At 65.1% G+C, this 23250-nt stretch carries 22 protein-coding genes; 6 read left to right on the top strand and 16 right to left on the bottom strand.

The window, feature by feature from the left end:
- The first annotated feature begins 8 nt into the window (after positions 1 to 8).
- Positions 9 to 461 (top strand): hypothetical protein, encoded by a 453-nt coding sequence (locus tag ASF17_RS14015; RefSeq protein WP_442855750.1) that lies wholly within the window; start codon positions 9 to 11, stop codon positions 459 to 461.
- Positions 462 to 464: 3 nt separating this feature from the next.
- Positions 465 to 1508, top strand: a complete 1044-nt coding sequence (locus tag ASF17_RS14010; RefSeq protein ID WP_162236433.1) for a zeta toxin family protein — start codon at positions 465 to 467, stop codon at positions 1506 to 1508.
- Between the two features lie 70 nt (positions 1509 to 1578).
- On the opposite strand, the gene ASF17_RS14005 is transcribed toward ASF17_RS14010, so the two are convergent.
- Positions 1579 to 1896: a hypothetical protein gene (locus ASF17_RS14005; RefSeq protein WP_055801453.1), complete on the bottom strand. Its 318-nt coding sequence runs from the start codon at positions 1894 to 1896 to the stop codon at positions 1579 to 1581.
- Positions 1897 to 2086: 190 nt separating this feature from the next.
- Here ASF17_RS14005 and mobC point away from each other — a divergent pair, with 190 nt between their 5' ends.
- The 3 genes from mobC to ASF17_RS13990 are packed head-to-tail and all read left to right on the top strand — an operon-like array spanning position 2087 to position 5083.
- The gene (mobC, locus tag ASF17_RS14000) at positions 2087 to 2542 is read left to right on the top strand and encodes a plasmid mobilization relaxosome protein MobC (RefSeq protein ID WP_235476652.1); all 456 of its coding nucleotides are present in this window, start codon (positions 2087 to 2089) and stop codon (positions 2540 to 2542) included.
- Positions 2539 to 4131 carry a relaxase/mobilization nuclease domain-containing protein gene (locus tag ASF17_RS13995; protein ID WP_156357450.1) on the top strand — a complete coding sequence of 531 codons (1593 nt, stop codon included), beginning with the start codon at positions 2539 to 2541 and terminating at the stop codon, positions 4129 to 4131. Before mobC ends, ASF17_RS13995 begins: the two co-directional genes overlap by 4 nt.
- Positions 4132 to 4162: 31 nt before the next feature.
- On the top strand, positions 4163 to 5083 hold the full coding sequence (locus tag ASF17_RS13990) for a hypothetical protein (protein ID WP_055801447.1): 921 nt from the start codon (positions 4163 to 4165) through the stop codon (positions 5081 to 5083).
- Positions 5084 to 5092: 9 nt separating this feature from the next.
- On the opposite strand, the gene ASF17_RS13985 is transcribed toward ASF17_RS13990, so the two are convergent.
- The 7 genes from ASF17_RS13985 to ASF17_RS13955 all read right to left on the bottom strand — a co-directional run bounded on the left by ASF17_RS13985 (position 5093) and on the right by ASF17_RS13955 (position 13261).
- Entirely contained in the window at positions 5093 to 6322 is a 1230-nt protein-coding gene (locus ASF17_RS13985) for an ATP-binding protein (RefSeq protein WP_055801443.1), read from the bottom strand.
- Between the two features lie 411 nt (positions 6323 to 6733).
- Positions 6734 to 8068, bottom strand: coding sequence for a NosD domain-containing protein (locus ASF17_RS13980; protein WP_055801440.1), 1335 nt, complete (start codon positions 8066 to 8068; stop codon positions 6734 to 6736).
- Positions 8058 to 8996 carry a carbohydrate kinase family protein gene (locus tag ASF17_RS13975; RefSeq protein WP_055801438.1) on the bottom strand — a complete coding sequence of 313 codons (939 nt, stop codon included), beginning with the start codon at positions 8994 to 8996 and terminating at the stop codon, positions 8058 to 8060. The genes ASF17_RS13980 and ASF17_RS13975 overlap by 11 nt, the downstream gene beginning before the upstream one ends.
- On the bottom strand, positions 8989 to 10071 hold the full coding sequence (locus ASF17_RS13970) for a LacI family DNA-binding transcriptional regulator (protein WP_055801434.1): 1083 nt from the start codon (positions 10069 to 10071) through the stop codon (positions 8989 to 8991). Before ASF17_RS13970 ends, ASF17_RS13975 begins: the two co-directional genes overlap by 8 nt.
- Before the next feature lie 61 nt (positions 10072 to 10132).
- The gene (locus ASF17_RS13965) at positions 10133 to 10972 is read right to left on the bottom strand and encodes a carbohydrate ABC transporter permease (protein ID WP_055801431.1); all 840 of its coding nucleotides are present in this window, start codon (positions 10970 to 10972) and stop codon (positions 10133 to 10135) included.
- The gene (locus tag ASF17_RS13960; RefSeq protein WP_055801429.1) at positions 10969 to 11862 is read right to left on the bottom strand and encodes a carbohydrate ABC transporter permease; all 894 of its coding nucleotides are present in this window, start codon (positions 11860 to 11862) and stop codon (positions 10969 to 10971) included. The genes ASF17_RS13965 and ASF17_RS13960 overlap by 4 nt, the downstream gene beginning before the upstream one ends.
- Positions 11863 to 11944: 82 nt before the next feature.
- Positions 11945 to 13261 carry an ABC transporter substrate-binding protein gene (locus ASF17_RS13955; protein WP_235476651.1) on the bottom strand — a complete coding sequence of 439 codons (1317 nt, stop codon included), beginning with the start codon at positions 13259 to 13261 and terminating at the stop codon, positions 11945 to 11947.
- Between the two features lie 172 nt (positions 13262 to 13433).
- Between ASF17_RS13955 and ASF17_RS13950 the strand changes: the two genes are divergently transcribed.
- Complete coding sequence (locus ASF17_RS13950; RefSeq protein WP_082475409.1) at positions 13434 to 14615, top strand: glycoside hydrolase family 32 protein; 1182 nt, start codon at positions 13434 to 13436, stop codon at positions 14613 to 14615.
- Between the two features lie 37 nt (positions 14616 to 14652).
- On the opposite strand, the gene ASF17_RS13945 is transcribed toward ASF17_RS13950, so the two are convergent.
- Genes ASF17_RS13945 through ASF17_RS13910 form a run of 8 tightly spaced genes read right to left on the bottom strand, consistent with a single transcriptional unit; the run spans position 14653 to position 23192 of the window.
- Positions 14653 to 15045 carry a DUF4913 domain-containing protein gene (locus tag ASF17_RS13945; protein WP_055801423.1) on the bottom strand — a complete coding sequence of 131 codons (393 nt, stop codon included), beginning with the start codon at positions 15043 to 15045 and terminating at the stop codon, positions 14653 to 14655.
- A complete protein-coding gene (locus tag ASF17_RS13940; protein WP_055801417.1) occupies positions 15042 to 16805 on the bottom strand; it encodes a type IV secretory system conjugative DNA transfer family protein in 1764 nt (587 codons plus the stop codon). Before ASF17_RS13940 ends, ASF17_RS13945 begins: the two co-directional genes overlap by 4 nt.
- On the bottom strand, positions 16802 to 18493 hold the full coding sequence (locus tag ASF17_RS13935) for a hypothetical protein (protein ID WP_055801413.1): 1692 nt from the start codon (positions 18491 to 18493) through the stop codon (positions 16802 to 16804). The genes ASF17_RS13940 and ASF17_RS13935 overlap by 4 nt, the downstream gene beginning before the upstream one ends.
- Positions 18493 to 19998, bottom strand: a complete 1506-nt coding sequence (locus ASF17_RS13930) for an SCO6880 family protein (RefSeq protein ID WP_055801409.1) — start codon at positions 19996 to 19998, stop codon at positions 18493 to 18495. The genes ASF17_RS13935 and ASF17_RS13930 overlap by 1 nt, the downstream gene beginning before the upstream one ends.
- A complete protein-coding gene (locus tag ASF17_RS13925) occupies positions 19998 to 21473 on the bottom strand; it encodes a hypothetical protein (protein ID WP_055801406.1) in 1476 nt (491 codons plus the stop codon). The genes ASF17_RS13930 and ASF17_RS13925 overlap by 1 nt, the downstream gene beginning before the upstream one ends.
- Positions 21463 to 22203, bottom strand: coding sequence for a hypothetical protein (locus tag ASF17_RS13920; RefSeq protein WP_055801403.1), 741 nt, complete (start codon positions 22201 to 22203; stop codon positions 21463 to 21465). Before ASF17_RS13920 ends, ASF17_RS13925 begins: the two co-directional genes overlap by 11 nt.
- A 24-nt stretch (positions 22204 to 22227) precedes the next feature.
- The gene (locus tag ASF17_RS13915; protein WP_055801399.1) at positions 22228 to 22509 is read right to left on the bottom strand and encodes a hypothetical protein; all 282 of its coding nucleotides are present in this window, start codon (positions 22507 to 22509) and stop codon (positions 22228 to 22230) included.
- Positions 22506 to 23192, bottom strand: a complete 687-nt coding sequence (locus tag ASF17_RS13910) for a DUF6668 family protein (RefSeq protein ID WP_156357449.1) — start codon at positions 23190 to 23192, stop codon at positions 22506 to 22508. The genes ASF17_RS13915 and ASF17_RS13910 overlap by 4 nt, the downstream gene beginning before the upstream one ends.
- Between the last annotated feature and the right edge of the window lie 58 nt (positions 23193 to 23250).

The following is a 23250-nucleotide window of genomic DNA, read 5'->3' as shown; positions in this document are numbered from 1 at the left end:
TGGTTCACGTGGCACTCATGGACATTCCCATTGATGCGCAGCCGGCCGTTCGGGCGCGGCTGCGGAAGGACATCGACGAGCTGGATTACCGGCGCGAGCTGGTGCTCCTGTCCAAGCGGTACAGCCAGCGCGAGATCTCGAAGTTCCTCGGCATCGCCCAGCCGTCAGTCTCGAGCGCACTGAAGACTGCCCAGAACCTGTTGATGCCGATGGAGAATTTCTCCGGCGCGACCCCAGAAGAGATCTGCCGCCGCTATGCCGCCGGGTTCCTGACGCGGGAGCAACTGGTCGACGAGCTCACCCGCTTCCCGTACGTCAAGGGCGGTACGACTGACGGGTACGACACGCTCATCGTCGACCCGCCTGGTGCCTGGTCCGAGGTCGATGACGCAGCCCGATTGGGCCTGATCGACGATGCCATCTACGAAGAGGTCTTCAACCTCCGCCACAGGCTCGGATAGGTCTTGGCCGAACTGCTCACGCCGGACGAAGTTGTCCGGCACATGGACACTGTTCGCGAGCTGTCCAAACCCGGACAAGCCCTCGCTCCCGGGGCCCCGACCGCCACCGTCAACAACCCCCGATGGTGGATCGACGGAGACGTCACTCCGGCGCGGCGGAGGCTACACACGCGCCTCATCGACGAGGTGCGATCAGCCACACCGGATCTGCACCAAGACAAGAAAGCAATCGTGCTCGCGGGCCCACCCGGCGCCGGCAAAAGCACGGTCCTGAAAGGGGTCCTCGGGGACCACCGCGGCGAGTACCTCGTTATTGATGCCGACGAGTTCAAACGGTCCCTGCTGCACGAGGCGCAAGCCGACGGAAGCTACGACGACTTCCTCATCCCGAACGAGATCCGGGAGCGCCAGGAGGCGGGGGAGAACTTCTACCCGCTGGAGCTTGCGTCCCTGGTGCACGAGGAATCGTCCTACCTCGCCAGGGCCCTACGAACCAACGCCATCGCCACGGGCGACAACATCGTCGTCGACTCCGTCTTGAGTGACATGAAGGATGCTCTCGCCCTCGGGCGCCAGCTCGAGAACGCCGGCTACGACGTCGAGGTCATCGACGTCGAAGTGCCCTACGAGGTCTCCGAGGCGCGCATCCGCGGCCGCTGGAAAGAAGCCTACGAAGCAGCCCTCACCGGCGGAGACGGGCTCGGCGGGCGCTGGGTTCCCAGCGAGTACGCCCGAGGGGTGTTCGACGGACCGGACGGCAAATCCCGTTCGGAAGCCGTCGCTCAGAACCTCGCCGAGCAGTGCCCCGTGGTGCTGCGGTATCGGGTGTTCCGGACCACCGCCGAGCAGGCCGCAGAGCCTCGAACGAAGCCTGCCCTTGAGACCGACAAGACTCGTCGTGTGCACGGAGCGGCACTCACCGCTGCGGCCTCCCGTCAGAAGACAAACCCCTCGTTCCCGCAGGCGGTCGGTCGATCACCGGGAACACCGATGACAACACGAAGCTCTGCTCGCCCTGAACAAGTTCGCGGACGGGAACGCGACTAGAAAGTCACCGCGACTAGTTCGGTCGACGAGCTTTGGGCGGTCGGGCTACGGGAGTTTGCGTCCAGCGGGCTCAGCCTTGGGCGGGGTCAGCCGACGCCGAGTCTGCATCCGCTGAGGGGCTTTGACGTCCTCTCGTCGAGGTGCGCCGGGCGCGAGGCTTCTGGTCGGCCGGAGCGATGCCGAGCTTGCGAAGCTCGGTCTCTGTCCACCCGTCCGACAGGGCCGCCGAGTACTTCTTCGTGTCGTCTGCTTCGGCCTCTACGAGCTGCGCGCGCAGGTCCGTCACGGACTGCCGCGACGTCACAAGTGCCCGCACCGACTGCATGCGCGCGTCGAGGAGCTCGCGCATCTTCTGCTCGGTCTTTTCGATGTCAAGTTCAGGTGCCATAAACCCACCTTATGGGTAAGCCGACTCGAGAGCACTAGCCGGCCCCGAGCTGGATCCTATCCCGGCTGCCTTCAACTCAGCCGTATGTCACAGTGAGTGAGGGGCGCCCCGTGTTGGGGGAGCAAGCTATACATTTACCCGGGGTAAATGGCTTGCATCCTCGACTTGCTGTCGCGGATGCGTCAGACTGGTGTCCGAGTCCCCGGCTGGCGGGGTCGTTGCACTGGGCGGGAAGGGCGAGCCGATGACAGATCAGCCGCTACCTGTCCGGGAGTCCTCTCGCCGTCGCCGTGCGAACGTCAAGGGCGGACGCCGGCACACGCACGAGGTGGGCGTGACACCTGAGGAGGAGGCGCTGCTGTTGCAGCGCGCCCAGGCACGGAAGGTCACCATCCCGCGGCTTCTCGTGGAGGCCGCTCTGGCGGACGGCACGGGCGAGACCGCGACCGACCGTCACGACATGCTCGTTGAGCTGTTCCGCATCCGCCGGTACCTCGCGGCGGTGTCCAACAACGTCAACCAGATCGCCCGCGCGACGAACTCAGGTGCGCCCGTCGGCGACGAGCTGACGCACACGCTGCGCGCCGTCAACGACACGTGCGCGAGCATCGATGCAGCCCTTGACGATGTGACGGTGCGGTCATGATGCCGAACATCACTCGCGGGGGCCGGGCCGCTGGACTGATGACGTACCTCGTCGGCGAAGGGCGCGCCAACGAGCACGAAAACCCGCACGTCGTCGCGGGCCATGACGTCATGTTGCAGGCCGCACCCCTGGGTGCGTTGACGACCGATGACGCTCTCGATTTGGCGAACCTGATCGACCAGCCTCGGAAGGTGTTCGGCACGTCCGTGATGGTCCCTGTTCGTGAGTGGAATGAGGAGCAGCAGAAGCACGTGAAGGTCGGCGAGAAGGAGGGCCACATGTGGCACGCCTCGCTGAGCCTGAACCCTGGCGAGGGGCCGCTGTCTGATCGTCAGTGGGAGAACATTGCCAACGACTTCGTCGATCAGATGGGCTTCGTCGACCCGGACGGTGCGAAGTCCTGCCGGTGGGTTGCTATTCGCCACGGGGTGTCGAAGAACGGCAACGACCACATCCACATCGCCGTGAATCTCGTCCGCGAGGACGGCACGAAGCAGCCCGTCCACAACGATCAGCCGCGGTCGCAGAAGATCGCCAACGTGCTCGAGAAGAAGTACGGCTTGCAGGTGCTTGAGTCGCGCGAGAAGGAGCAGGACGGGGTGCGCGGCCACAAGCCGGCCGAGCGCACACGCGCCGAGCGGGACGCTGTTCCCGTCGTGCAGCGCGACGAGCTGCGCCGCCGACTGCGGGCGGTGTCCGAGACCGCCACCAGCGAGGCCGACTTCATCGCCAAGACCCGCGACGCGCGAGTGCTCGTACGGCCCCGTTTCGAGAAAGGCGACACGGAGAAGGTCGTCGGCTTCTCCGTCGCTCTCGTGCCCGAGGTCGTCGATGGCAAGCGGGAGAACCCGGTCTGGTTCTCGCCCTCCAAGCTCGACGGGAACCTCGGACTCGGGCAGCTGCGCGCCCGCTGGTCCTCGACGCCGGGCGACGAGCTCGAAGCGGTGCCGGCGTGGACGGAACGCGCACAGTCGGTGCGTAGCAGCGACCCCGATGTGCGGGAGCGGATCAAGCTCGAACGGCTCTCACCGGAGACGGTCAAGCAGCTCAACGAGGTCGCCAACCAGATCGTCATCCCCGACCGTGCCGCAGGGTTTGACCGGTACGCCGCCGTCCACGTGTCGGGTGCGTTCGCGCAGGCGTCGCTCTACTTCGAGCGAGGCAACCACGGACCGATCGCGGACGCCTCCGACGTGTTCGCCCGGCTCGCGCAGCGGGAGAAGTTCTCCGACGAGCAGCCCGGAAGGCGCCGCTCGCAGGGCATGCAGATGGGCGCTAACGCCGCGTACGTAGCGCGCCTCACGGCCCGTGCCACGGGTAAGGATTCCGTCACCGGGTGGACGGCTGTGTTCCGTCAGCTGAACCGGATCGGGAAGGCCGTCGAGGGCGCGCAGCGGGCCCGCGGCGAGCTGACCGCTGCGGCCACGACCGCGACGGCTGTCAGCCGCGCCGTGGCGACATTCGAGCAGGCCACCAAACAGGCGGCGACCGAGCGAACCGGACGCACCGCGCCGGTGCCCGCTCGCGCACCCACGCACTACGACCCGAACAGAGGCCGCGGGAGCGGCGCCGGCCAGGGCCGCGACTAGACCTGAGCGACACGAGGATAGGGGACCGCTCATGAGCGAAGAAGAAGATCTCGTCGGCACCGACATCGACCGCGCCATCCGCGCCGCGATGATGGGAGCCGGCCAAGTCGCCGAGGCCGTCAAGCGCGCCGGACAGGAGCGCGACCGCGGGCTCGCCGAGCGCGCACAGGCCGCCGTCCGCGACCAGGCGCAGGTCACCCGAAGTGTCCGCGACCAGGTCGGGCGTGAAGCGTTCTGGGCCACCGCCAACGGCGAGCGGATCGCTAACGCCGCCACCTACGGTGCAACGCTCTCGAACGTCGACCCCGGCGCCCGCGACGTCTACGAGATCGTCCGCGAGCAAGCCCACCAGCGGTACGGCATCGATGTCGATTCCCTCCGGGCCCAGTTCCCCGATAGCGAGGACAAGCGACGCGACGACCTCATGCACGCCGTCGACGACTACCTCGCCGCCACCCGCGAGGACGCCGCAGCACAGGCCGACCGCGCCGCCGCCGCCACGCTCGAGCAGGATGCCGAGCGTGGGGAGGAGGCGTCGGAGCCGACGCGTGAGGAAGAGATGCCAGCGAGAGGAGAGGCAGAGGAAGCTGCGCCCAACGACGCCCAAGCCGTCTCGCTTGACGCGGCCGACCACGAAGCTGAACGGGACCGGCTGCATGCAGACGGCGCCGCAGAAGAGAGCATCGCGAACACCCACGAGAAGGAGCAAAGCCGTCCGGCTGTCGAAGGATCGCCCGTCTCGACCGTAAGTGCTGACGGTTCAGCCTCGCCTGCTCAGCGCACAGCGGCACAAACTTCCGCAGCTGGCCGAGCTGCAGCGATCGCGTCGACGAGCTACCCCAAGAGCGCCAATCAAACACTCACTGAGTCGCGGAAAGTGGCCGCGCCTCGGGCACGCGTGAACCGTGGCACCGGGCCCCAGAAGGAACGCGGTAAGGATCTCGGGCGCTAGCGCGCTAGATCACTTGGCTTCAGGGGGTTTTCTGCGTCGAGTCTGCATCGGAGGTACCTCCAGGACAGGTACCGCTCGAAGAATGAACTGGTCGAAGTCAGGAACCGTGAACGCGGCATAGCCGTGCTCGGGCGTGTACAGCAGGCCCATCTCGATCAGTTCAGCTCGGGTGGGTCCGAGCTGCGTTGATTCGCGGCCCATGATGCGTGCCACATCCGATGCCTTTTGCGCTCGGGGTCCAAGCTCTGCCATGGCCCGCATGTAGGCGGTTTGCAGTGGTGTTGCTCGATCGAGTCGCACTCTGAAGAAGGAGCTATCCAACTTCGCGTCGTACGCCTCACGCGCCATCTGCACGTCGTCCAGATGAATGCGGTTTGCCGTGGCGACCGTCCACACCTGGTAGCCCAACTCCTGAATGAAGTACGGGTACCCGCGAGTGATTTCGATGGCCAGGTCCACGGCGTCCGAGTCGTAGACCGCCCCTTCTCCGGCTGCGGGCTCGGTCAGAGCCTTCCGGGCGTCGTCTCCCTCAAGCGAGTCGATCTTGGGGAACTTGAAGAGGCGTTCAGCGTAGGACTTGGCATCGCCGGCGAGTTCGGCGATCTGCGGGAGGCCGGCACCAACGAATGTGACCGGCAGCTTCCGCTGGACTGTTTTGTGGATTGCCTGGATGAGGGCTTCGAGCTGGGATGTCCGAAGGAACTGGACTTCGTCGATCAGGAGCACAAGACCCTGCTTGCGTTCGGCGGCTGCCTCACCGATCGCGACGAGCACATCCGTGAGGTCAAGACCGAGGTCGCCGTGGTCAGCGAGGCCTTCTGCTGGCGGAATGTCCCACGACAGGGACCAGGTGCCTTGTCCGTCGACAGCGACCCCGAATGAGCTCAGAACCTCCGCTGCACGCTGGCCTCTCTCTGTCCACCGGGTGCGAGGAGACAGTCGCAACAGCGCCGCTTTCAGCTGCGAGAACATGGCCTGCCGGAAGCGGTTGTCGTCATACTTGCTTGCTTCGAACTCCACGACTTCCCAGTTGGAGTCGGCGGCGATCTCGCGGAACTGATTCAGCAACACCGTCTTCCCGACGCCGCGCAAGCCGGTCACGATCATGGATTGCTCGGAACGGCCCCTGCCGAGACGCTGCAGGAGGACGCGGAAGTCACCGATCTGGTTCTCGCGTCCGATGAGCACCTCGGGGGAGGCGCCGGCGTTCGGTGTGTAGGGGTTGTCGATGCTGTCCACATACCCATATTAGCCTGTTTAGAAGGGTTTATTGGAAACTAATAAATCATCCAAAATCCCCTAAACGTTGAGCATACGGCGGACGTCGGGGACAAGCCGCCCGTCGCGCGTGATGCGGCAGGCGGGCTGGTTGCCGCAGTGGTCAACCCGCTGGGTTGCAGCCCGTGTAGCGCCACATGGGCGCACGGGTGCCATAAAGTGCCGGACAGGGGTGCGCCGCGACCTTGTCGACAGGGCCTGAGCCACCGCGCAATTGGTCAGCGCTGGACCCCTTCTAGCCTCCTCCAAAGCGCTGATAATATATATTATGTCAGCAGCCTCGTTTGTCGATGCGTTGGAGCCCTCGGTCGTGTGCCATCCCCCAGCTCGGGCCGGCGACGTTTCTCCACATCGGTGGCCGTGAGGGCGTTCTCAGACCGTAGGGATCGGCCGCACCGCGTTGACCGTCCGGTCAGCGAGCACCTCGGCGTCAGTTCCGGTATCCAGGACCGTGTTGCTCCGCGCCGCCGAGTCGATGGAGACAGTCGTCACGTTCATGGTGTTCAGCGCCTTGGTGGATAGCAGGGCGTCCACTTGCGCCTCGAAGGCGGAACCGCTCGACGACGCGTCTGCCTCACGAGCGACGACGTGGTTCGTCGCGATGTAGTTGCCCGTCCCTGAGGCGACTCGAATAGCGATAGGCCGCGCGCCGGCTGGCTGGATGCTGGCCGCGTCGATCACCTCTGAGATGTGGTTGCCGATGATGGAGTTGTCGTTGCCGTCTATCTGTATCAGGCCGAAGAGGTCGTCGAGGCCATTGTCGATGTCAAGGAATGGCGTCCATGGTTCGTGGTCGCGGAGCAGATGGTTGGAAGCGATGAGGTTTTCCGAGCTTCCGGCAGAGAGCACCACCATGCCTGGATAGAAGGAGTGAAGGCGGTTTGCCGTGACGCTCGATCGGCTTACAGAGCGCAGGTGCACGCTGCTCGCGCCACGGGGGAAGACGTTGTTCGTGGCGATCAAGAGTCCGCCGTGGTTCTCGGCGTAGATCGAGTGACCGTCTGGGCCAGCGCCGATGAGGTTGTCAGTGATCTTGGATGCTTGGCCCCAGCCGCGCAGTTCGATGCAGCTGCCGCACTCGGCGATGAAGTTGTCGTGGATGGACAGCGCGTCTGCGTTGCAGACCGTGAGTGCGTTCTCGAGGTACACGAACCCCATGCCTGTGACTCTGAAGGAGTCGTTGGCGCTGGCGACGTAGATGCCGGTCTTGCCGTTGACGTAAGTGTTCTCTGGGTGCCGGTCCGAGTCGTTGGCCGTGAAGTGGAGGCCATCGATGCAGAAGCCCGAGAACTCGACGGAACTGATGCGTGGACTGCCTTCCCGGGCGACGACGAACGCAGCACCGTCGATCTCAGCTGCGCCAGGAACGAGCGGCAGGTCGACGAGGATGCGGCTCCCGCCGGGCCAAAGCTCGTGCAGGTCCGGCCACTCGTCCTCGGGGACGTTGAAACGGATGCTCGATGAGGTGAACCCGTGCCCGGAGCCCTCGATCCTGAGGAAGCTGCTGTTGATGAGAACCTGGGTACGCAGCGGGTAGTCGCCCGGCGGTATCACGATGACGGCCCCAGGTCTGCCACCATCCGAAGCTTCGTTGGTGCGTTGGCGTGAGGCGATGTCGGCGATGATGCTGTTCAGGACCTCGCCAACGTCTTGGGTCGCATCTCCGATCGGCCACGTTGTGACGTCATAGCGGTTGTCACTGCTCATCGGATGCCTCTTCTTTGCGGTGCTGTAGCGGGACTTCGAGCTCATGTGCTCGGGGAAGATCGGCGCCGGGACGTCCGACGGTGATTGCGGCGCAGGCCGCTGCGAAACCGGCCGCGCGCACAACATCGCTGAAGTCTGCAGTCCGTCCGATGACGTCTGCGATTCCGACGGAGTGGGTGAGGGCGAAGAGGAGACCGGCCATGAATGAGTCGCCGGCGCCGATTGTGTCGGCGACGTTGACGCTCTGTGAAGGAATCGGGCAGGTGTTGTTTCCGACGCGGAGCAGGCTGCCTTTTGCGCCCTCCGTCACGACAACGATCTGTGCGCCGAACCGGGCGTAGTGGGCGGTTACCTCGAGCGGGTCAAGCTCGGGGTGCAGCCAATGTGCGTCCTCGTCACTCATCTTGACCACGGTGCTGGAACGCGCGATCCGCTCGACCATGGGGAGCACATCGTGGCGCTGGCCGAGCACCGACGGTCGGATGTTGGGGTCGAATGACCGAAGCACATCGTTCGCAGCTGTTTCGAAACAGGTGGCTACCTTCTCGGCGCCGGGGGCGAGGAGGGCCCCGATGGATCCCGTGTGCACGAGCTCGAACCCAGAAGTAGGGAGGCTGCCGACGTCCCAGTTGATATCGAAGTCGTAGGTGGCAGACCCGTCGGCTTCGAGCGTGGCCGTTGCACTGGAGGTTCGGACGCTGGGATCGATGGATGAAGGTGTCAGGCGTACGGCGGAGTCGGTGAGGTGCTGTGTGACCAGCCGGCCCCGTGCATCCGTGCCAAGGCGGGTCGCGAGGGTGACAGATGCGCCGAGGCGCGCAAGCCCGATTGCGACGTTCAGCGGGCTACCGCCCGGGTGTTCTCGTTGCCCTGTCGGAGTCGAGAGCACGTCAACCAGGGCTTCTCCGACGACGAACAGTTCAGTCACGGTTGGGTTCTCCTAGGGGTCGGGGGGAGGAGACCGAGTTGCGCCGCACGATCGGGCAGGGGAGCACCGCGGTCTCGTAGATCCGGGCCCCTCTGGTCGAATCCAAGGAGGTCACGTTCGTCGTGTCCGGGAGGATCAGCTCAGTCAGGGCGCTGAGGGCCCACTCCCCCATCTCGTAGTGCGGCAGCGCGACCGTAGTAAGCGCCGGGTACAGGCCTTCGGCGATCAGCTCCTGGTTGTCGAACCCGACAATCGAGAGGTCGACTGGGATGCGCAGACCGAGTTCCGACGCGGCGTGATAGGCGCCCATGGCCATTCGGTCGTTGTAGCAGAACAGACCGGTGGGCCGATCACTGCGATCAAGCACCTCGACAGCTGCTTTGTAGCCGCCCGGGGTCTCGGATTGCTCGGCGACCACGAGCTGAGCGTCAAACTGAATTCCGGCTTCGCCCAGAGCGCGGCGGTAGCCGGCCAGGCGACCTCTGGTGGCTGGGACGTCGTCCACGTTAGTGACGAAGCCGATCCGGCGATGGCCGTGATCGATCAATTCTTGGACGGCAGCGAACGCACCACCTTCTTCGTCGGGGACGACAGATGGGACGGTTCCGTCTTGGGACGCCGAGTCGATCAGCACCGTCGGGACAGATTTTAACGACTCGGGGAGATTGATGGTGCGGTGGTACATCGTGGCGTAGAGCACCCCGTCGACCTGTTGGCGGAGGAGGGCGTCGCTGTCACGCTGGGTGTCGAGCTGGTCGCGGCTGGTGTTGATCAGAACGAGGGTGAGTCCACGTTTTTGGGCGGCCTCTTGGGCGCCAAGGATGATTCGACCCGCGTGGGGGGTGGTCGCAATTTCCTCACTGAGGAGCCCGATCATGTCGGACTGCTGCCGGCGGAGGCTTCGGGCGATTCGGTTGGCACCATATCCAAGCCGCTTGGCCGTGGATTTCACCCTCTCGCGTGTTTCGTCGCTAGCGCGGGCGGACTCGACGTCGTTGAGTATGTGCGAGACCGTCGTGACGGAGACGCCCGCTTCGCGAGCCACGTCCTTGATGCCTACTGCTTTGCGTGCCACGGTCTCCCCCTGGGTGCTCGAGGCCGGACGGTTCGGCTCACGACCATTCTCCCTGAGGCCGTCATCCCTTCACCGCTCCGGCTGTCAGGCCGGCGACGATGTGACGCTGCAGCACCAGGGCGAGAAGGATCACGGGCACGGAATACATCACAGCTAGGGCGGTCATCGCGCCCCAGTCCAGACCGAACTGCGTCTGGAAGTTGGCGATGACGATCGGGGTGGTCTGCGACCTCGTGGCCGTGAGCAGAAGCGCGAAGAGGAACTCGTTCCACGACGCGAGGAAGGCGAAGATCGCGGTGACCGCGATACCGCCGGCAGTCACCGGCAGCACCACTCGCCACAGCGCGCCAAGCCGGCTCGCCCCGTCGATCTTGGCCGCCTCCTCGAGTTCTTCGGGCACGGCCTCGAAAAAGCTCGACATGAGCCAGATCGACAGGGGCAGGGAAATGGTTGCGTGGGCGATGGCTAGCGCGAACGAGGTGTCGGAGATGCCGAGGCTGCGGAAGATGCCGATCATGGGCACCCCGATCACGATGGGGGGCACCATGCGCATCACCAGGGCGGCGACGATGAAGAACCGGCCGAAGCGAGTGCGGTAGCGCGTTACTGCGTACGCGGCTGGCAGCGCGAGGACCAGTGAGATCGCGGTGCTGAGCACGGCTGTGACGACGCTGTTGATGAAGGAAGGCACGACACCGTCGCGTCCGATGGCGGAGGCGTAGTTCTCGATCGTCCAGGTCGACGGGAGAACGGTCGGCGGCACTGCGATGGTCTCGAGTGGTGTTTTGAACGAGGTGAAGAGCATGTAGAGGAAGGGGAAGCCGTAGAGCACGACCAGCAAGACGAGGGCGACCCAGAGGATAGCTCGGGAGCTGATGCGGTTGGTTTCGAGGCCGTTCATCGGGTGTTCTCATTTCCGGGTCGCCAGATGAGCAGGATGGCTGTGACTGAGACGGCGAGCATGGCAATCAGATACACGGTTCCCATGGCGCTGGCTAGGCCGGGTTCTCCGAATCGAACCAGGGTTCGATACACCAGCAGCGACATGGTTTCCGTGCTCTGCTGTGGCCCACCGTTGGTTTGGATGAGGATGACGTCAAAGGCGCGTGCCGCGTCAATGCCACGAAGGATCAAGGCAACGGCTATCACGGGCCTGAGGAGCGGCAGAATGATCCGGAAAAGGACCGTCGGGTAGCTGGCACCGTCGAGCCTGGCGGCCTCGATGACGTCTCCAGGGATGTTCTGCAGACCTGCGAAAAGCACGAGCGATATGAACGATGTCGTGAGCCAGATGTCGGGTATTGCCACCGAGAACAGGGCGATCTTGGGGTCGCTGAGCCACTGGATCTGGCCCGGGTCGTTCAAGATGTGCGCCTCGGTCAGAAGTTGGTTGACGATGCCGAAATTGTCGATGAGTAGGAACCGCCAGAGCAGCCCAGCGACGATGGGGGCGATCATCAGGGGGTAAAGGAAGATGGTGCGGAACACTCGAGACGCGTTGCCGAGTGCCGTGAAGATGAGCGCCACGGTGAGGCCGAGAACGAACTCGAACAGGACGACGACGATCGTATAGACCACGGTCCGCCAGGCGGCATTGCCGAAGTCGTCTGAGGTGAAGGCTTCGATGTAGTTGTCAAAGCCCACGAAGGTGCGGGGGCCGCCAGCGAACTTGCTTATCTCGAAGAAGGAGTTGGAGACGAACTGGACGAGCGGCCATGCGACGAACACGGCGAGGAAGGCAGTTGCCGGCAGCATCAAGTAGAGGGCGAACCGGCGATCGTTGAGGCGCACGATGAGACTTTCGGTCGAATGTGGCGAAGATCGGGTGGACAGCTGCGGCGCCCCGTTATAGGCGGGACGCCGCAGCCCGGGATCATTCGGTGATTGATTCCACTTGCGCCTTGGCGTCGTCGAGGAGCTGCTGGTTGTCAGCTCCAGGAACAACAGCCTTCTGGAGCATCGGGACGAGGGCAGTGTCGACGATCTCCTGCCACTCCGGGGTGGCCGGACGGGGAATTGTCGCGTCCGCGTTCAGGGTGTCGATGAGAGGCTTGTAGTTCTCGTAGCCGGGCTCGTCCTGGTACTTCTCGAGCACTGAGATCCGGGAAGCGAGTCCCAGGTCGGTATCCACCGAAAGCTCGTTGTTGTCGTAGGCGTACTGCACGAATTCCAGCGCCTTATCCTGTTTGGCCGTCCCCGCAGGAACCGACAGATACCAGGCGCCGGGAACACCCGCGACCCCGCCAGGGCCACCCACCATCGTGGTGACGCCGACATTGCCGCTCACCGCCGAGTCGGCGGGGATCTGCTTGTAGGCGTGGGCCCAGAACCGCATCATCGCCAACTGACCCTGGTTGAAGAGGTTCTGCGAGCCAGCCCAGTCCAGCTGCGCGGCACCCGAAGGCGCCGAGGACAGCAGGCTGGTGTAGAAGTCCAGCGCCGCGAGGCTGTCGGCATCACCGAGGGACACGGTGCCGTCATCGCCGACGACCATGTCTTTCTCGCCGGTCTGGGACAGCGTGGCGAGCCACTCGGTCTCGACCGCGCCCTTGACATCAGTGCCGTAGACGTCGACCTGTCCGTCGCTGTCGGTGTCCTGGGTGAAGAACTCAGCGACGTCGGAGTACTGATCCCAGGTCGTGGGCGGAGTCAGGTCGTAGCCGTACTCGGATTTGAACGCTGACTGCTGTGCGGGATCTTCGAAGAGGTCGGTGCGGTAGTAGAGGATCTCGGAGTTCGTCCAGGCCGGCATTCCGACGAACGAATCGTCGACCTGTGCCTCGGTGACGAGCGCAGGGAACAGGTCCGACTGCACCTCGTCGGTGAACATGTCATCGAGGGGGGTCAGCGCCTCAGCGAAGGTGGGCAGCCAGATCGAATCCAGTGCGGCGACATCGAACGAGAGCGATCCTGAGCTGAACTCGCTGTTCAGTCGGTTGTAGAGACCGTCGTACGGGAGTTCCACGAAGGTCACCGAGGTGCCGGTGTCTTCCTTGAACTGGTCCGCGATGGGCTGCAGCTCGCCATGGCCACCTGCTTCGACGAGAACAGTGATGGAGTCGTCCCCCGCTGTGGGGGAACCTCCTCCGGCACCACAGCCCGACAGGACGACTGCGCTGACAACCGCGAGAGCTCCGGCTGCGATGGCCGGGACACGGCGGGACTTCCGTGGGTCTGTACGAAGCATCATCACTTCGACTCCAATTCTGTGCGACATTGCATGATTGCGAGGGAGGTGCCGGGGGTCAGGCACGCGTCGTGGGGGGCGACGGCACTGACAATACGTTTTGCCAAATCGTCTTGTCAAGTCCATACTTTCCCCAAGTCCCGCCGCCGACGGCGGCAGCAAAGGAGCCGCATCCATGACGCTTTCGACGCGCGTACGTCCCCGCTGGCACTTCACGCCCGGTTCGGGTTGGATGAACGATCCGCTCGCCCTGACATGGCACAACGGCCGGTATCACTTGTTCTATCAATACGTCCCCGGGCGAACAACGTGGGCACCCGAGTGCCGCTGGGGCCATGCAAGTTCCACTGATCTGGTCTCTTGGACCGAGCATCCCATTGCCCTTGAGCCAGGTGACGGCGATGACGGCATCTGGTCTGGTTCGCTTGCTGTTAACGAAACCGGGCAGGCAACGATCTTCTACACCGCGGTTTCGACGCCCGACTTCGGCGTGGGCCGCATCCGGACCGCGACCCCCGTCGATGACGACTGGCTCGTGTGGACCAAGGGCGACGTCGTGGCCGAGGCCCCACCGCTTGACCTCGTTGCCTTTCGCGACCCCTTCGTGATGCGAGATGGCGAACGGTGGCGGATGCTCGTGGGCACCGCCATCGTCGGAGGTGACGCGGCCGCGAGCTCATTCGTCTCAGATGACCTCGTCTCGTGGTCGTATACGGGGCTGGCGGCATCCCGAAACACGAACGACACCGACCCGGTATGGACGGGTGCTCTCTGGGAGTGCCCCCAAATTTTCACTATCGATGGCCGCGACGTGATGGTCACTTCTGTTTGGCAGGACGACCAGTTGCATTACGTCGCCTACTCGGTCGGCACCTTCGCCGAGGGCCACTTCAACGCGACCAGCTGGGGACGTTTGACCTATGGCGACAGCTACTACGCGCCCTCGTTCTTCCGGGATCGAGACGGCCGCCCATGCCTGATCTCCTGGATGCGCGGAGCATCAGACGACGAGGCCGGCCGAGCCAGCGCGCTGAGCATCCCGCACGTCCTCGCTCTGGACGGTGACGTGCTGGTCGCGACACCGCACCCGGCCGTCATGCAAGCATCCACCTCAGCACGGACCACCATCTCCCTGGGAGACGAATGGGCGACGTCGAACAGGCACGGCACCCTCACCATCCGTCGCGAGCTCGACTCGGTCATCTGCTTCTGGCAAGACACCGAAACCATCGTGCCCGCCAGCGATGGAGAGGTAGAAGTCCTTATCGACGGCGAAACCATCGAAGTCTTCACGGGGGCAGCCCTCTACGGTGTCGGCTCCATGGACGTCTTTGACCCTGGCCGCAAACGACCCTAAGGCGTCTGCTTCCCTACACGGGTGTCCTGTCGCTGGGTCATCGATCGGTGTATAAGTCGGCATCTGGTGTCCCGGAGGGCCACGGTTCGGGGACGGTTCGAGCACCGAGGGTTCCGAGTTGCCAGAAGGGGCCGTCGGCCGAGGTGATCACGGCCATGGCCGGATCGAGATAGTCGCGGAAGAACACGGCCATGCCGGTCATGCCCTCCAGGCGGAAGTGCTCCCATGAGCGCCACAGCGCCTCGAGGCGGTCGACGACCTCGACGTACTCGAACCACTGCGGGTCCCACTTGTGCGTCTTGGGGTTCCTCGCGAACCGCGGGAGCAACCACTGGTCGACCCACTCGACGACGTTCGCGTAGACCGTCTCGAGCTGCACGGTCTCCTCGTCGCCGTCGTGCTCGGTGGGGTCGTCGAAGTCGTCGCTCATGAGGCAGCTCCGACCGTTGTCCGGCCCTCTTTGACGGCCAGGCCCTCGTAGTAGCTCTTGCTCTCTTCGACTTGCTCGGCGTACTGGGCCGTCGAGTAGTGGTCGAGCTTCACGAGAGCGGCGGGCATGCCGGAGGCGAGCATCACCGCGCGGCCGCGCGGCATGGCCGTGAGATCCGCGACGTCGAAGATCCGCTCGCGCTGGATGCTCGTCGTCACGCTGCGGCCCTTGGACTGCGTCGAGGAGCTGCGCTTCGTGACGTCGTGGTCACCGATCAGGCTCGACAGGAACGAGAGGAACTTGTCTTCGGCTAGTCCCGCACCGGCGACGCGGATATTGGCGGCAGACCAGAGCTTCGACATGCCGTTCTCCCCGAACGCCTCGACGCCCTGAGCCCAAGACTGGAAGAACGAGGACACGATTATGCCGCGCGAGCCGTAGTGCGAGTACACATCGGGCAGCTCGCGCCAGCGGCAGACGTTCGCGGCTTCGTCGAGAACGGCCATCAGCGGCGTTGAGAGGCGCCCGCCGGCCTGACGTGCCCCGACCTTCTCTGCGGCCATCAGGATCGCCATGGTGAGCGCTCCGGTGATAGCCCGGGCTGACCCGCCGCCCTCCTTGGAGATCAGGTAGATCGTGTCGGTCGAGCGGACGAAGGCCTCGGGGTCGAAGTGCGGCCGCTTGGAGCCGTTGTCTGTGATCCAGGGGAGCACCTTGTCGCTGCCGAGTACTCCGATCCAGGGCCGGATCGTGCCGTAGACGCCGTCGCGCTGCTTCTCGGTCAACGTCTGCGTGCTGCGGAGTGCCTCGCCCTGGTCGAACTGACCATGCAGGGCGAGGATCTCGGCCGGGTCGAGGGCGCCGACCGTGGAGTCCGGGTCGGGGTTGTTCGCCCATCGGAACACCTCGGAGATCGAAAGATCCCCCAGCGCTGCCGCGAGGAGAAGCCTCGACAGCGTCTCTTTGCCGGCGGACTCGAAGTAGGCATCCTGCTTCGCCCCGGCGGCGGTGGCGGAGGTGATGAAGATGTCCGCCATCTTCTCGGCCGTCTCCATATCGGTCACGAACGTCAGCGGGTTCCACCACCAGGCTGGGGCCTCGCCGATGATGTCTTGGACGTCGTGGACCCAGATCACGCCCTTCTCGCTGCGGGGGCCGCGGCTGAGGTCGACGATGTCGCGCTTGTTCGACGTCGCGAGCACGGGGCCCTCGGTCTGGATGATCTGCGGCACGCACACGCACGTCGTCTTGCCGGCACGGGGGCCCATGAGCCAGATCTGCACCCATTCCCACGACGCGTAGAGCTTCCCGCCGGGGAGCGCGACGGTCGAAGCCAGAGGTACACCCGGGCCCGCCTGGCGGGCGCCGAGGCGCTGAGCGTCCTTGTCGGCCGCTTCCTCGAACAGGTCGATCAGATCGCGCTTCTGCGCCATGGAGCGGGCTTTGTAGTCGACTCGCGACCTCGTGCGCCGCTGGCGTAGCGCCACGACGACCAGGAGGGCGCTGACGCCGGCGGGGACGATCAGGAGCCCGAGCGTCGCACCGATCTGTGCGCCGGTGGGGACGAGGGTGCCGTCGAGGAGGGCGCCCATGATCGACACCGGGTCGCTGGCGGGCAGCTTCTCGGTCCCGGGGTTGGTTTGTGCTCCGACCCAGATCGCCATGACGACCAGCACCATGAGGACGAGGAACCCGCCGAGTGCGATCCACCCCGCCTCGCCGGTGCCGGGCTGGCTTTTCCGGCTCGCTTCGCGGCTCACAGGTCAGCCCACTCGTGCTCGACGTCGAGCTGATGAGTGGAACTCATCGCGGCGCGATCGCTCGCGCTCTTCCACGCCTTGTTGGTGTCATTGACCAACAACTCCGTGTTGGTCAGCTGCACCTTGAAGGGGACGCCCGGCTTCTTGCCGATCTTGAGGATGAACTTTCCTCGGCCGGGAGGCGCGGCGGCTTTGGAGGTCTCGGGGTTCACGCTGCCCTCGGAGGACCAGTCGGTGATCATGTCCCGCTCGGCGCGGGACATCGAGAACACCTTCGTCAGGTTCCCCATCTCGGCTTCCGCGAGGCCGCCCATGAACACCATGGCGGCGCGCTCGACGAAACCGGAGGCGATGTCGGATAGCTCTTGGGTGGAGAGCTTGAGGTCGTTCATCGTGTGGGTGGCCATGATCTGGCCGATACCGCGGGAACGGTTCAGCCGTGTCAGGGCGTCGAGGAAGAACACCATCGTGCTCGACGCGCGGAGCATCCGCCACAGCTCGTCCATCACGAGGAAGTAGTGCCGCTGCTCCCGAAGCCCTGCCTCGGCGAGGTGCTTCTCAGCTGACACGACCGCGGAACCGTAGTTCCAGCACACCGACTGTGCAGCCGCGAGGAGCATCGAGTCGGAGTCGTCGATCGAGGACAGATCGAACACCATCGGCCTGCCCAGCTCGACGTGCTCGGTGGTCGGGCGGGAGAACATGTCCCCGAACGGGCCGTTTTCCCCGAGTGCGGTCAGCAGGTCGAGGAGACCTTCGACGCGGGCGTAGTAGTGGGCCTCGTCGTTGCGGTCGATGGCGACCTTGGCGATCCGGGGGTGGCGATCGCGAACGAGCGCCAGGACGTCGCCCACCAGGGGCGGTGTCATGAGATCCGGGTCGAGGATTCGCAGGCACTCGCTGACGATCGACACCTCGAAGGACTCGAGGGGCTTGTCGCGCAGCAGCGCGAGCATGCTCGTGAACAGGTTTAGCCGGCGTCCGCGCATCTCCTCGAACGCCTGCCGGCGAAGTCGGCCCTCGGGCAGCTCGAGCAGGGCCGTCATCATCGGACCGAGATCCAGCGGGTTCATCGACGCCCGGCCACGGCCGACGGTGATGACCTGACCCTCCATCGCCTCGATGAGGTCGACGTAGTCGGGCTTGGTGTCACCGAGGACCATGGGGACGATGCCCCACGCCTCGAGCACGGTGATCATCCGCCGCACGAGGGTCGACTTACCGAGCCCCGGACGGCCGACGACGAACGCGGACGGGTTCAACACGAGGTTGTTGAGGAACCAGAAGATCGGGTCCGCGCACACCGTCGAGCTGTTCAGCAGATGCGGCCCGAGGGGCACACCCACCACGGGTGACCCGGAGCCGATGACGAAGGGCCACAGCCCTTCGACCTGCACGGTGGTGCCCTGGTACTCGATGGGCGATTCGATGTAGTTGACCCGGCCCGCGGCCCTCGTCATCCAGCCCCGCCGACCGGGGCGAAGCCCCGACTGCTTGCGGGCCTGGGCTGAGTCATTCCAGAACGACTGCAGCTGCGACATCACCGGCGTCCCGTCGGGTCGGCGACGGGCCTGACGGCGACCCAGCCGCCTCCCGAGCGAATCCAGGCGCCTAGCCTCACGACGCGACAGCGTCATGGTGAGGTCGGTGTCGGTGACGGCGGGCTTGTCCTTCTTCAGCAGTGACATCAGATCCAGTCCCTCACCTGATCGGGAATCAGGGTGTGCTCCGGGAGCACGACCCCGAGCGGGAGCGCCGCCTGAAAGGCGACGTCCTGGTTGCCGAGAGCCGGACGGATCTTCAACCGGGCCCGGTTCGACAGCGACGGGATGATCTTGTCCAGCCGCGGGAACTCCGTCGTCGCCGCACACGTGGCCGTGATGACGATCCCGAACCGCACGAGGCCGGCGCCCTGCTCCTCCTCCGCGGCGGCTTTCTTCGCATAGGCGAGACGCTGCTGCTCACGAGCACTCGGGCGGCGCTTCGTCGACCCGGAGAAGTTCGCGTTGTTGATGTCGCATTCGACGACCTCGCTGGCCTCCCCGGCAGGGATCGGACGGTAGAGGATCGTCACCCGCTTGCGGAGCACCCCCGGGGTCGATTCGAGCATCGGCCGCAATGTCTTTGACCCGAACTGCCCGCGCGGGCCCTCGAACATCTGCCACGTCTTAGATACGGCACGGTCGTGGTAGTACAGGTCGATCTCCTTGGCCGCGAACACAGGGCCGGCGTCCTCCCACGTCAGGCCCGTGCCGCCCTCAGCTCGCGCCTGCTCGATCTGGGCCGAAACGGTGGGGTCGTAGGCCGCACGGGTGAAGTCGACGATGTCCTGAGCCGTGCACGCCCGAACGGAGGTGCCGGCGCCGGTGTCGTAGAGGTTCCCGAGAAGCACTGGGAGGCGGTTGCCGATCTCGTCGGCCATGACCTGCAAGCCCCGGTCGGTGCCGTCTTTGTCGAGGCCCTTACCGCTGAACGTGATGGCGAGGCGAGTCGTGATCGCGGGCGAACCGGAGTTGAAGCGTGCGGGGATCTCACCGACGACAGCGTGGGAGAACTCAGACCCCTGAGGGTCGAGGTTGTTCTGCGTCATGCGGGCAAGGCGCAGCCCCGAGTCCGGGGAGGTCTCGACGGTGACACTGGCACCGATGACCCCTTCGGCGACGCCGAGGTCAGCCAGCCATGCGCCCCAGTGGTCGACCTGAGAGTTGATGCGTGCCTGGTCGACGAGGCTGTCTCCGTCCGGGTACGCCTCGAGCACCACCGTGTAGTGCCGTGCTGCCTTGAGCCTGATCAGGCCGAATTCGTTGCCGAACGAGTCAAAGTGCGTGCTGAGCTCGCTGGGCGCCAGGAGCCCCGGGAGGCGAGTCGTGCCGTCGGGCGCGCGGCCCGTGGGGCCGCCGATGTTGAGGTTGTCGCCGCGCTTGACGCTGCGCTTGTGAGCGAACATGAGGGCTCGTCTTTCGTAGAAGTTGCGTCCGTCCGAGGGCCGGCGAATGTTGACCAGGGCGAACAGGACTGTGCCGATGACGACGAGCACGAGGGCCTGCCAGAACCAGCTCTGGGTGAGCATCAGAACGATGACGATCACCAGCGGGACACCGGCGAGCGAGATCCCGAGGGGAAGCCCGAGGATGCCCATCCGGCCGGGCTTGACGATGTTGCCGTAGACGTTCGGCGGGGTCGTATCGGTCATCACTTCTCCTCTGCAGCGTCATCGATCGCGTGAGCCTGGTTGCCACCGGCCGCCGCCAGATCGCCGAGAACCCTCGCCGTGTCACCAGCTGAACCGCCGTTCGACGACCCGCTCGACGACTGCGCCGCAGCCTGACCACCCGCGGCCCCAGCGGGGACGGTGCTTCCCGACGTGCCAGCACCCCCCGTGCTCGCACCGCTTGACCCGCTGCCTGACGTACCTGTACCCCCGGTGGAGGACCCTCCACTCGTTGAGGGGCTGCTGTTCCCGCCGGATGAACCGGCGCCAGAACCGGGGCCACCCGTGGCATTACCGGACGACGAGCCGCTGCCACCCGCGGTGCCGCCGCCACTGCCACTGATGGCTTCTGACGCTTTGCCACCGCCCACTCCCCCGGAGCTGACGCCGCCGGAACTCGCCGCCGCGGCTTGACCGCCGCTTGATGCCGCGCTCTGCCCGCCCGCGGCGGCGGCCGCCTTGCCGCCAGTGAGAGCTGCGCTCCCGCCGCCCGCGGCCGCGGACGCGCCACCTGTCGCCGCTGCAGCCCTGAGAGACACGACGGCCCCGCCAGCTGCGACACCCGCGGCGACCATGCCGGCACCGGAGAACGCGCCCGAGGTGCCATTAGCTGCCACCGGGACGATGAACTTGATCAGAGCCGGAAGCGCCAAGCTCGCGATCAGCAGCGTCATGACGCCGACCGATGTGCTGAATAGCGCCGTGCCGACGTCGTCGAGCCCGCTGAGAGTTGGGGGGTCGGTGATCGTCAGGAACCCGAGTGCGTAGATCACCCCAGCGATGGGCTTGAAGAGAACGAACGCCAGGAGGTATCCCTGAGCTTTCTTGAACGCCTGATTGCCCGTCTCGGAGGCGGAGGCCGCCGCGAGCGTCGGCAGGAACGCGAACAGAATCGCGATCATGACCGCCCGAAGCAGCATGAAGATCACGTTGGCGAGACTCCCCAGGAACGCGAGAACGCCCATGAGCAGCCCCGGCCCGATCCCGGCAGACATGATCAGCTCGACGTTGAGCATCCCCGCCAGGTTGAGATCTTGACCGGTCGCTTTCTCGACGATCCACGGGGCGAAAGCATCGCTAGCCGCGATGAGGGCCTTGAAGGCGGTGGCGTAGACAGCCGTCACGATGATCAAGTTGATGATCATCTTCACGGCCATCATGCCGGTGCTGAACTGCTGGGTGAACACCATCCGCCCGAGGGCGATGAAGATACCGATCAGCGCAAAGGCGAACGTGTACCAGGAGAGGCTTTCCTGGATCGTTGTCACCGCTGAGGAGGTCACCGTCGGCGACGGGAGGCCCATCCAAAACGTGGTCAGGGCTTTCAGTACGGAGATCGCTCCTTCGGCCATCGTTTTGACGAAGTCGCTGATCTGACCCTCAGCAATGTTGCCGATTGTGCCGCCCACGACGCACTCGGCGTCGAAGAATTGGCAGCCGGGCTCGTCAGCTGCCACTGCTCGCACCCCATGGCGTGAATCCCTGAAGGTCTATTGGCTCGAAGTCGAAGTCGCTAGTGGCCATGTCGACGTTCCAAGTCCCGAGATCGCTGTTCCAGACCAGCGATACGTTCACCGAAGCGCTCACTTCGCCCTGTGTAAGCGCCAGGTTCACAACCACCGCGTCATCCTCGACAGAGACCATCTGGAAGCCACTGAACTGTGCGACTTGCCCGGCCGACTGAGTGTGAGCGGCAGGGTCTTCTCCTGCGATCCACGCCTCGAGTGCGGAGTTGTCGACTGCCGCGTCGGGCATGAAGGTCTCGTAGTCAGGACCACCCGCGCCCGCAATGACGTTGGCGGCAGCGAACAGAGCGCCGGTGGGCGAGTGCGCGAAGCATCCCCACTCCGAGTCAGGGAGGGCCGTTGGGCCGAACTCGGATGAGATCGGAACGAGGAGGTACCCCTGCGCCTGCCAGTCGGCCTCAGGACCAGCAACGGGGATGTCTTGGTTCGAGTCGTCAAGATCGCAACTCGTTGCCGCGGCGCTGTTTTCTGCGCTGCTCGATGGGGCAGGAGCAACGCTCGCGGACGACGTCTGAGCCGGTGCCGCGTCGTCGGATCCTCCTCCTCGTCCGAAGACAAGGACCAGGATCAATGCGACTACGACCAGCACGGCGCCGATGCCTGACACCACCCACCACATGTTGAACGGCGAGTCGGTCTTGGTGTTGTTGTCGGTGCTCATGGTGCCTCCCCGGCAGATCGGTCGTTAGATGAAGACGCGCATGATGGCGCCGGCGCTGGTCGCGAGGATGCACACGATGATCGCCAGGACGAGGCCCTTGAAGCCGTTGATCTCGCGGCCGGTGAAGGCGGCGAACGCGAGGTAGCCGGCGGAGGCGAGGAAGCCCGCGAGGCCGAGGGTGATGACACCCCAGCTGATGTAGTTGAGGAGGGTCGTGAAGCCCTCGGTGCCGGGGGGCTGCTCCGGCGTCGGATCGGGCAGGACGCCGGCGAGGTTGATGGCCGTGGCCAGGAGCAGGTTGCTCATGAGATATCTCCGTTCGTGCTCTGCGCGAGCGTTCGAATGTTGCTGACGATGCGGCGCACCCGAAGGGATGACGCCTCTGCGGACGGCTTCGAGAGCCGCCAAGACTCGTTCCACGGCAGGTGCCACCCGTGCGGGGTCATCTGGCCGATCCGTCGGACCACCGAGCGCTGCTGCGAGGAGAGCTTCGGGCCGTCGTCGATCAGCACAATGCCAAGGAGCGTCGAGCCCGGCAGGGTCTCCCCCGCCCACAGGCGTGCGAAGCGCGACGCAGCGGCGACGCCCTCGTAGTTGGTCCGGGCCGTGACGACGACCGGCAGGGACGGAGCGGGGCGATCCCACCCGGTGAACACCGGCCACGCGCGGCCGACATCCAGTGCGTCCGCGCCCAGGAGTTCCGTGACCAGGCTTGCTCCCGAGCCGCCGTGGAGTCCCATGACCGTCACGAGGGGCCGATCGGTGATCTCGACAACTGGCCATGGCTCCTCGGCGGAGACATCGACAAGAGGTGCGGCCTCAGGGCTGCTTGGCCCCTCGAGGCTCATCTGCCCATTCCAGAGAGGGTCCGGCTCAACGGCCTCTTCCGGCGGTGGCGGGGCCTCCCCCGGGATGAACGGATTCGCCTGTGTTCTCAGGCCGGTTGCTGCTCGGCGCCCCATGCCGGTCCCCTCGTCGTGAAAACTCACTTTGCAAGATAGCTATACCGTAGACAAGTATTGCTATACAGACAAGTACGTTTATACA

The sequence above is a fragment of the Frigoribacterium sp. Leaf263 genome (genome assembly GCF_001422285.1).
Taxonomy (GTDB): Bacteria; Actinomycetota; Actinomycetes; order Actinomycetales; family Microbacteriaceae; genus Frigoribacterium.
This window is presented reverse-complemented; position numbering and strand designations above follow the sequence as displayed.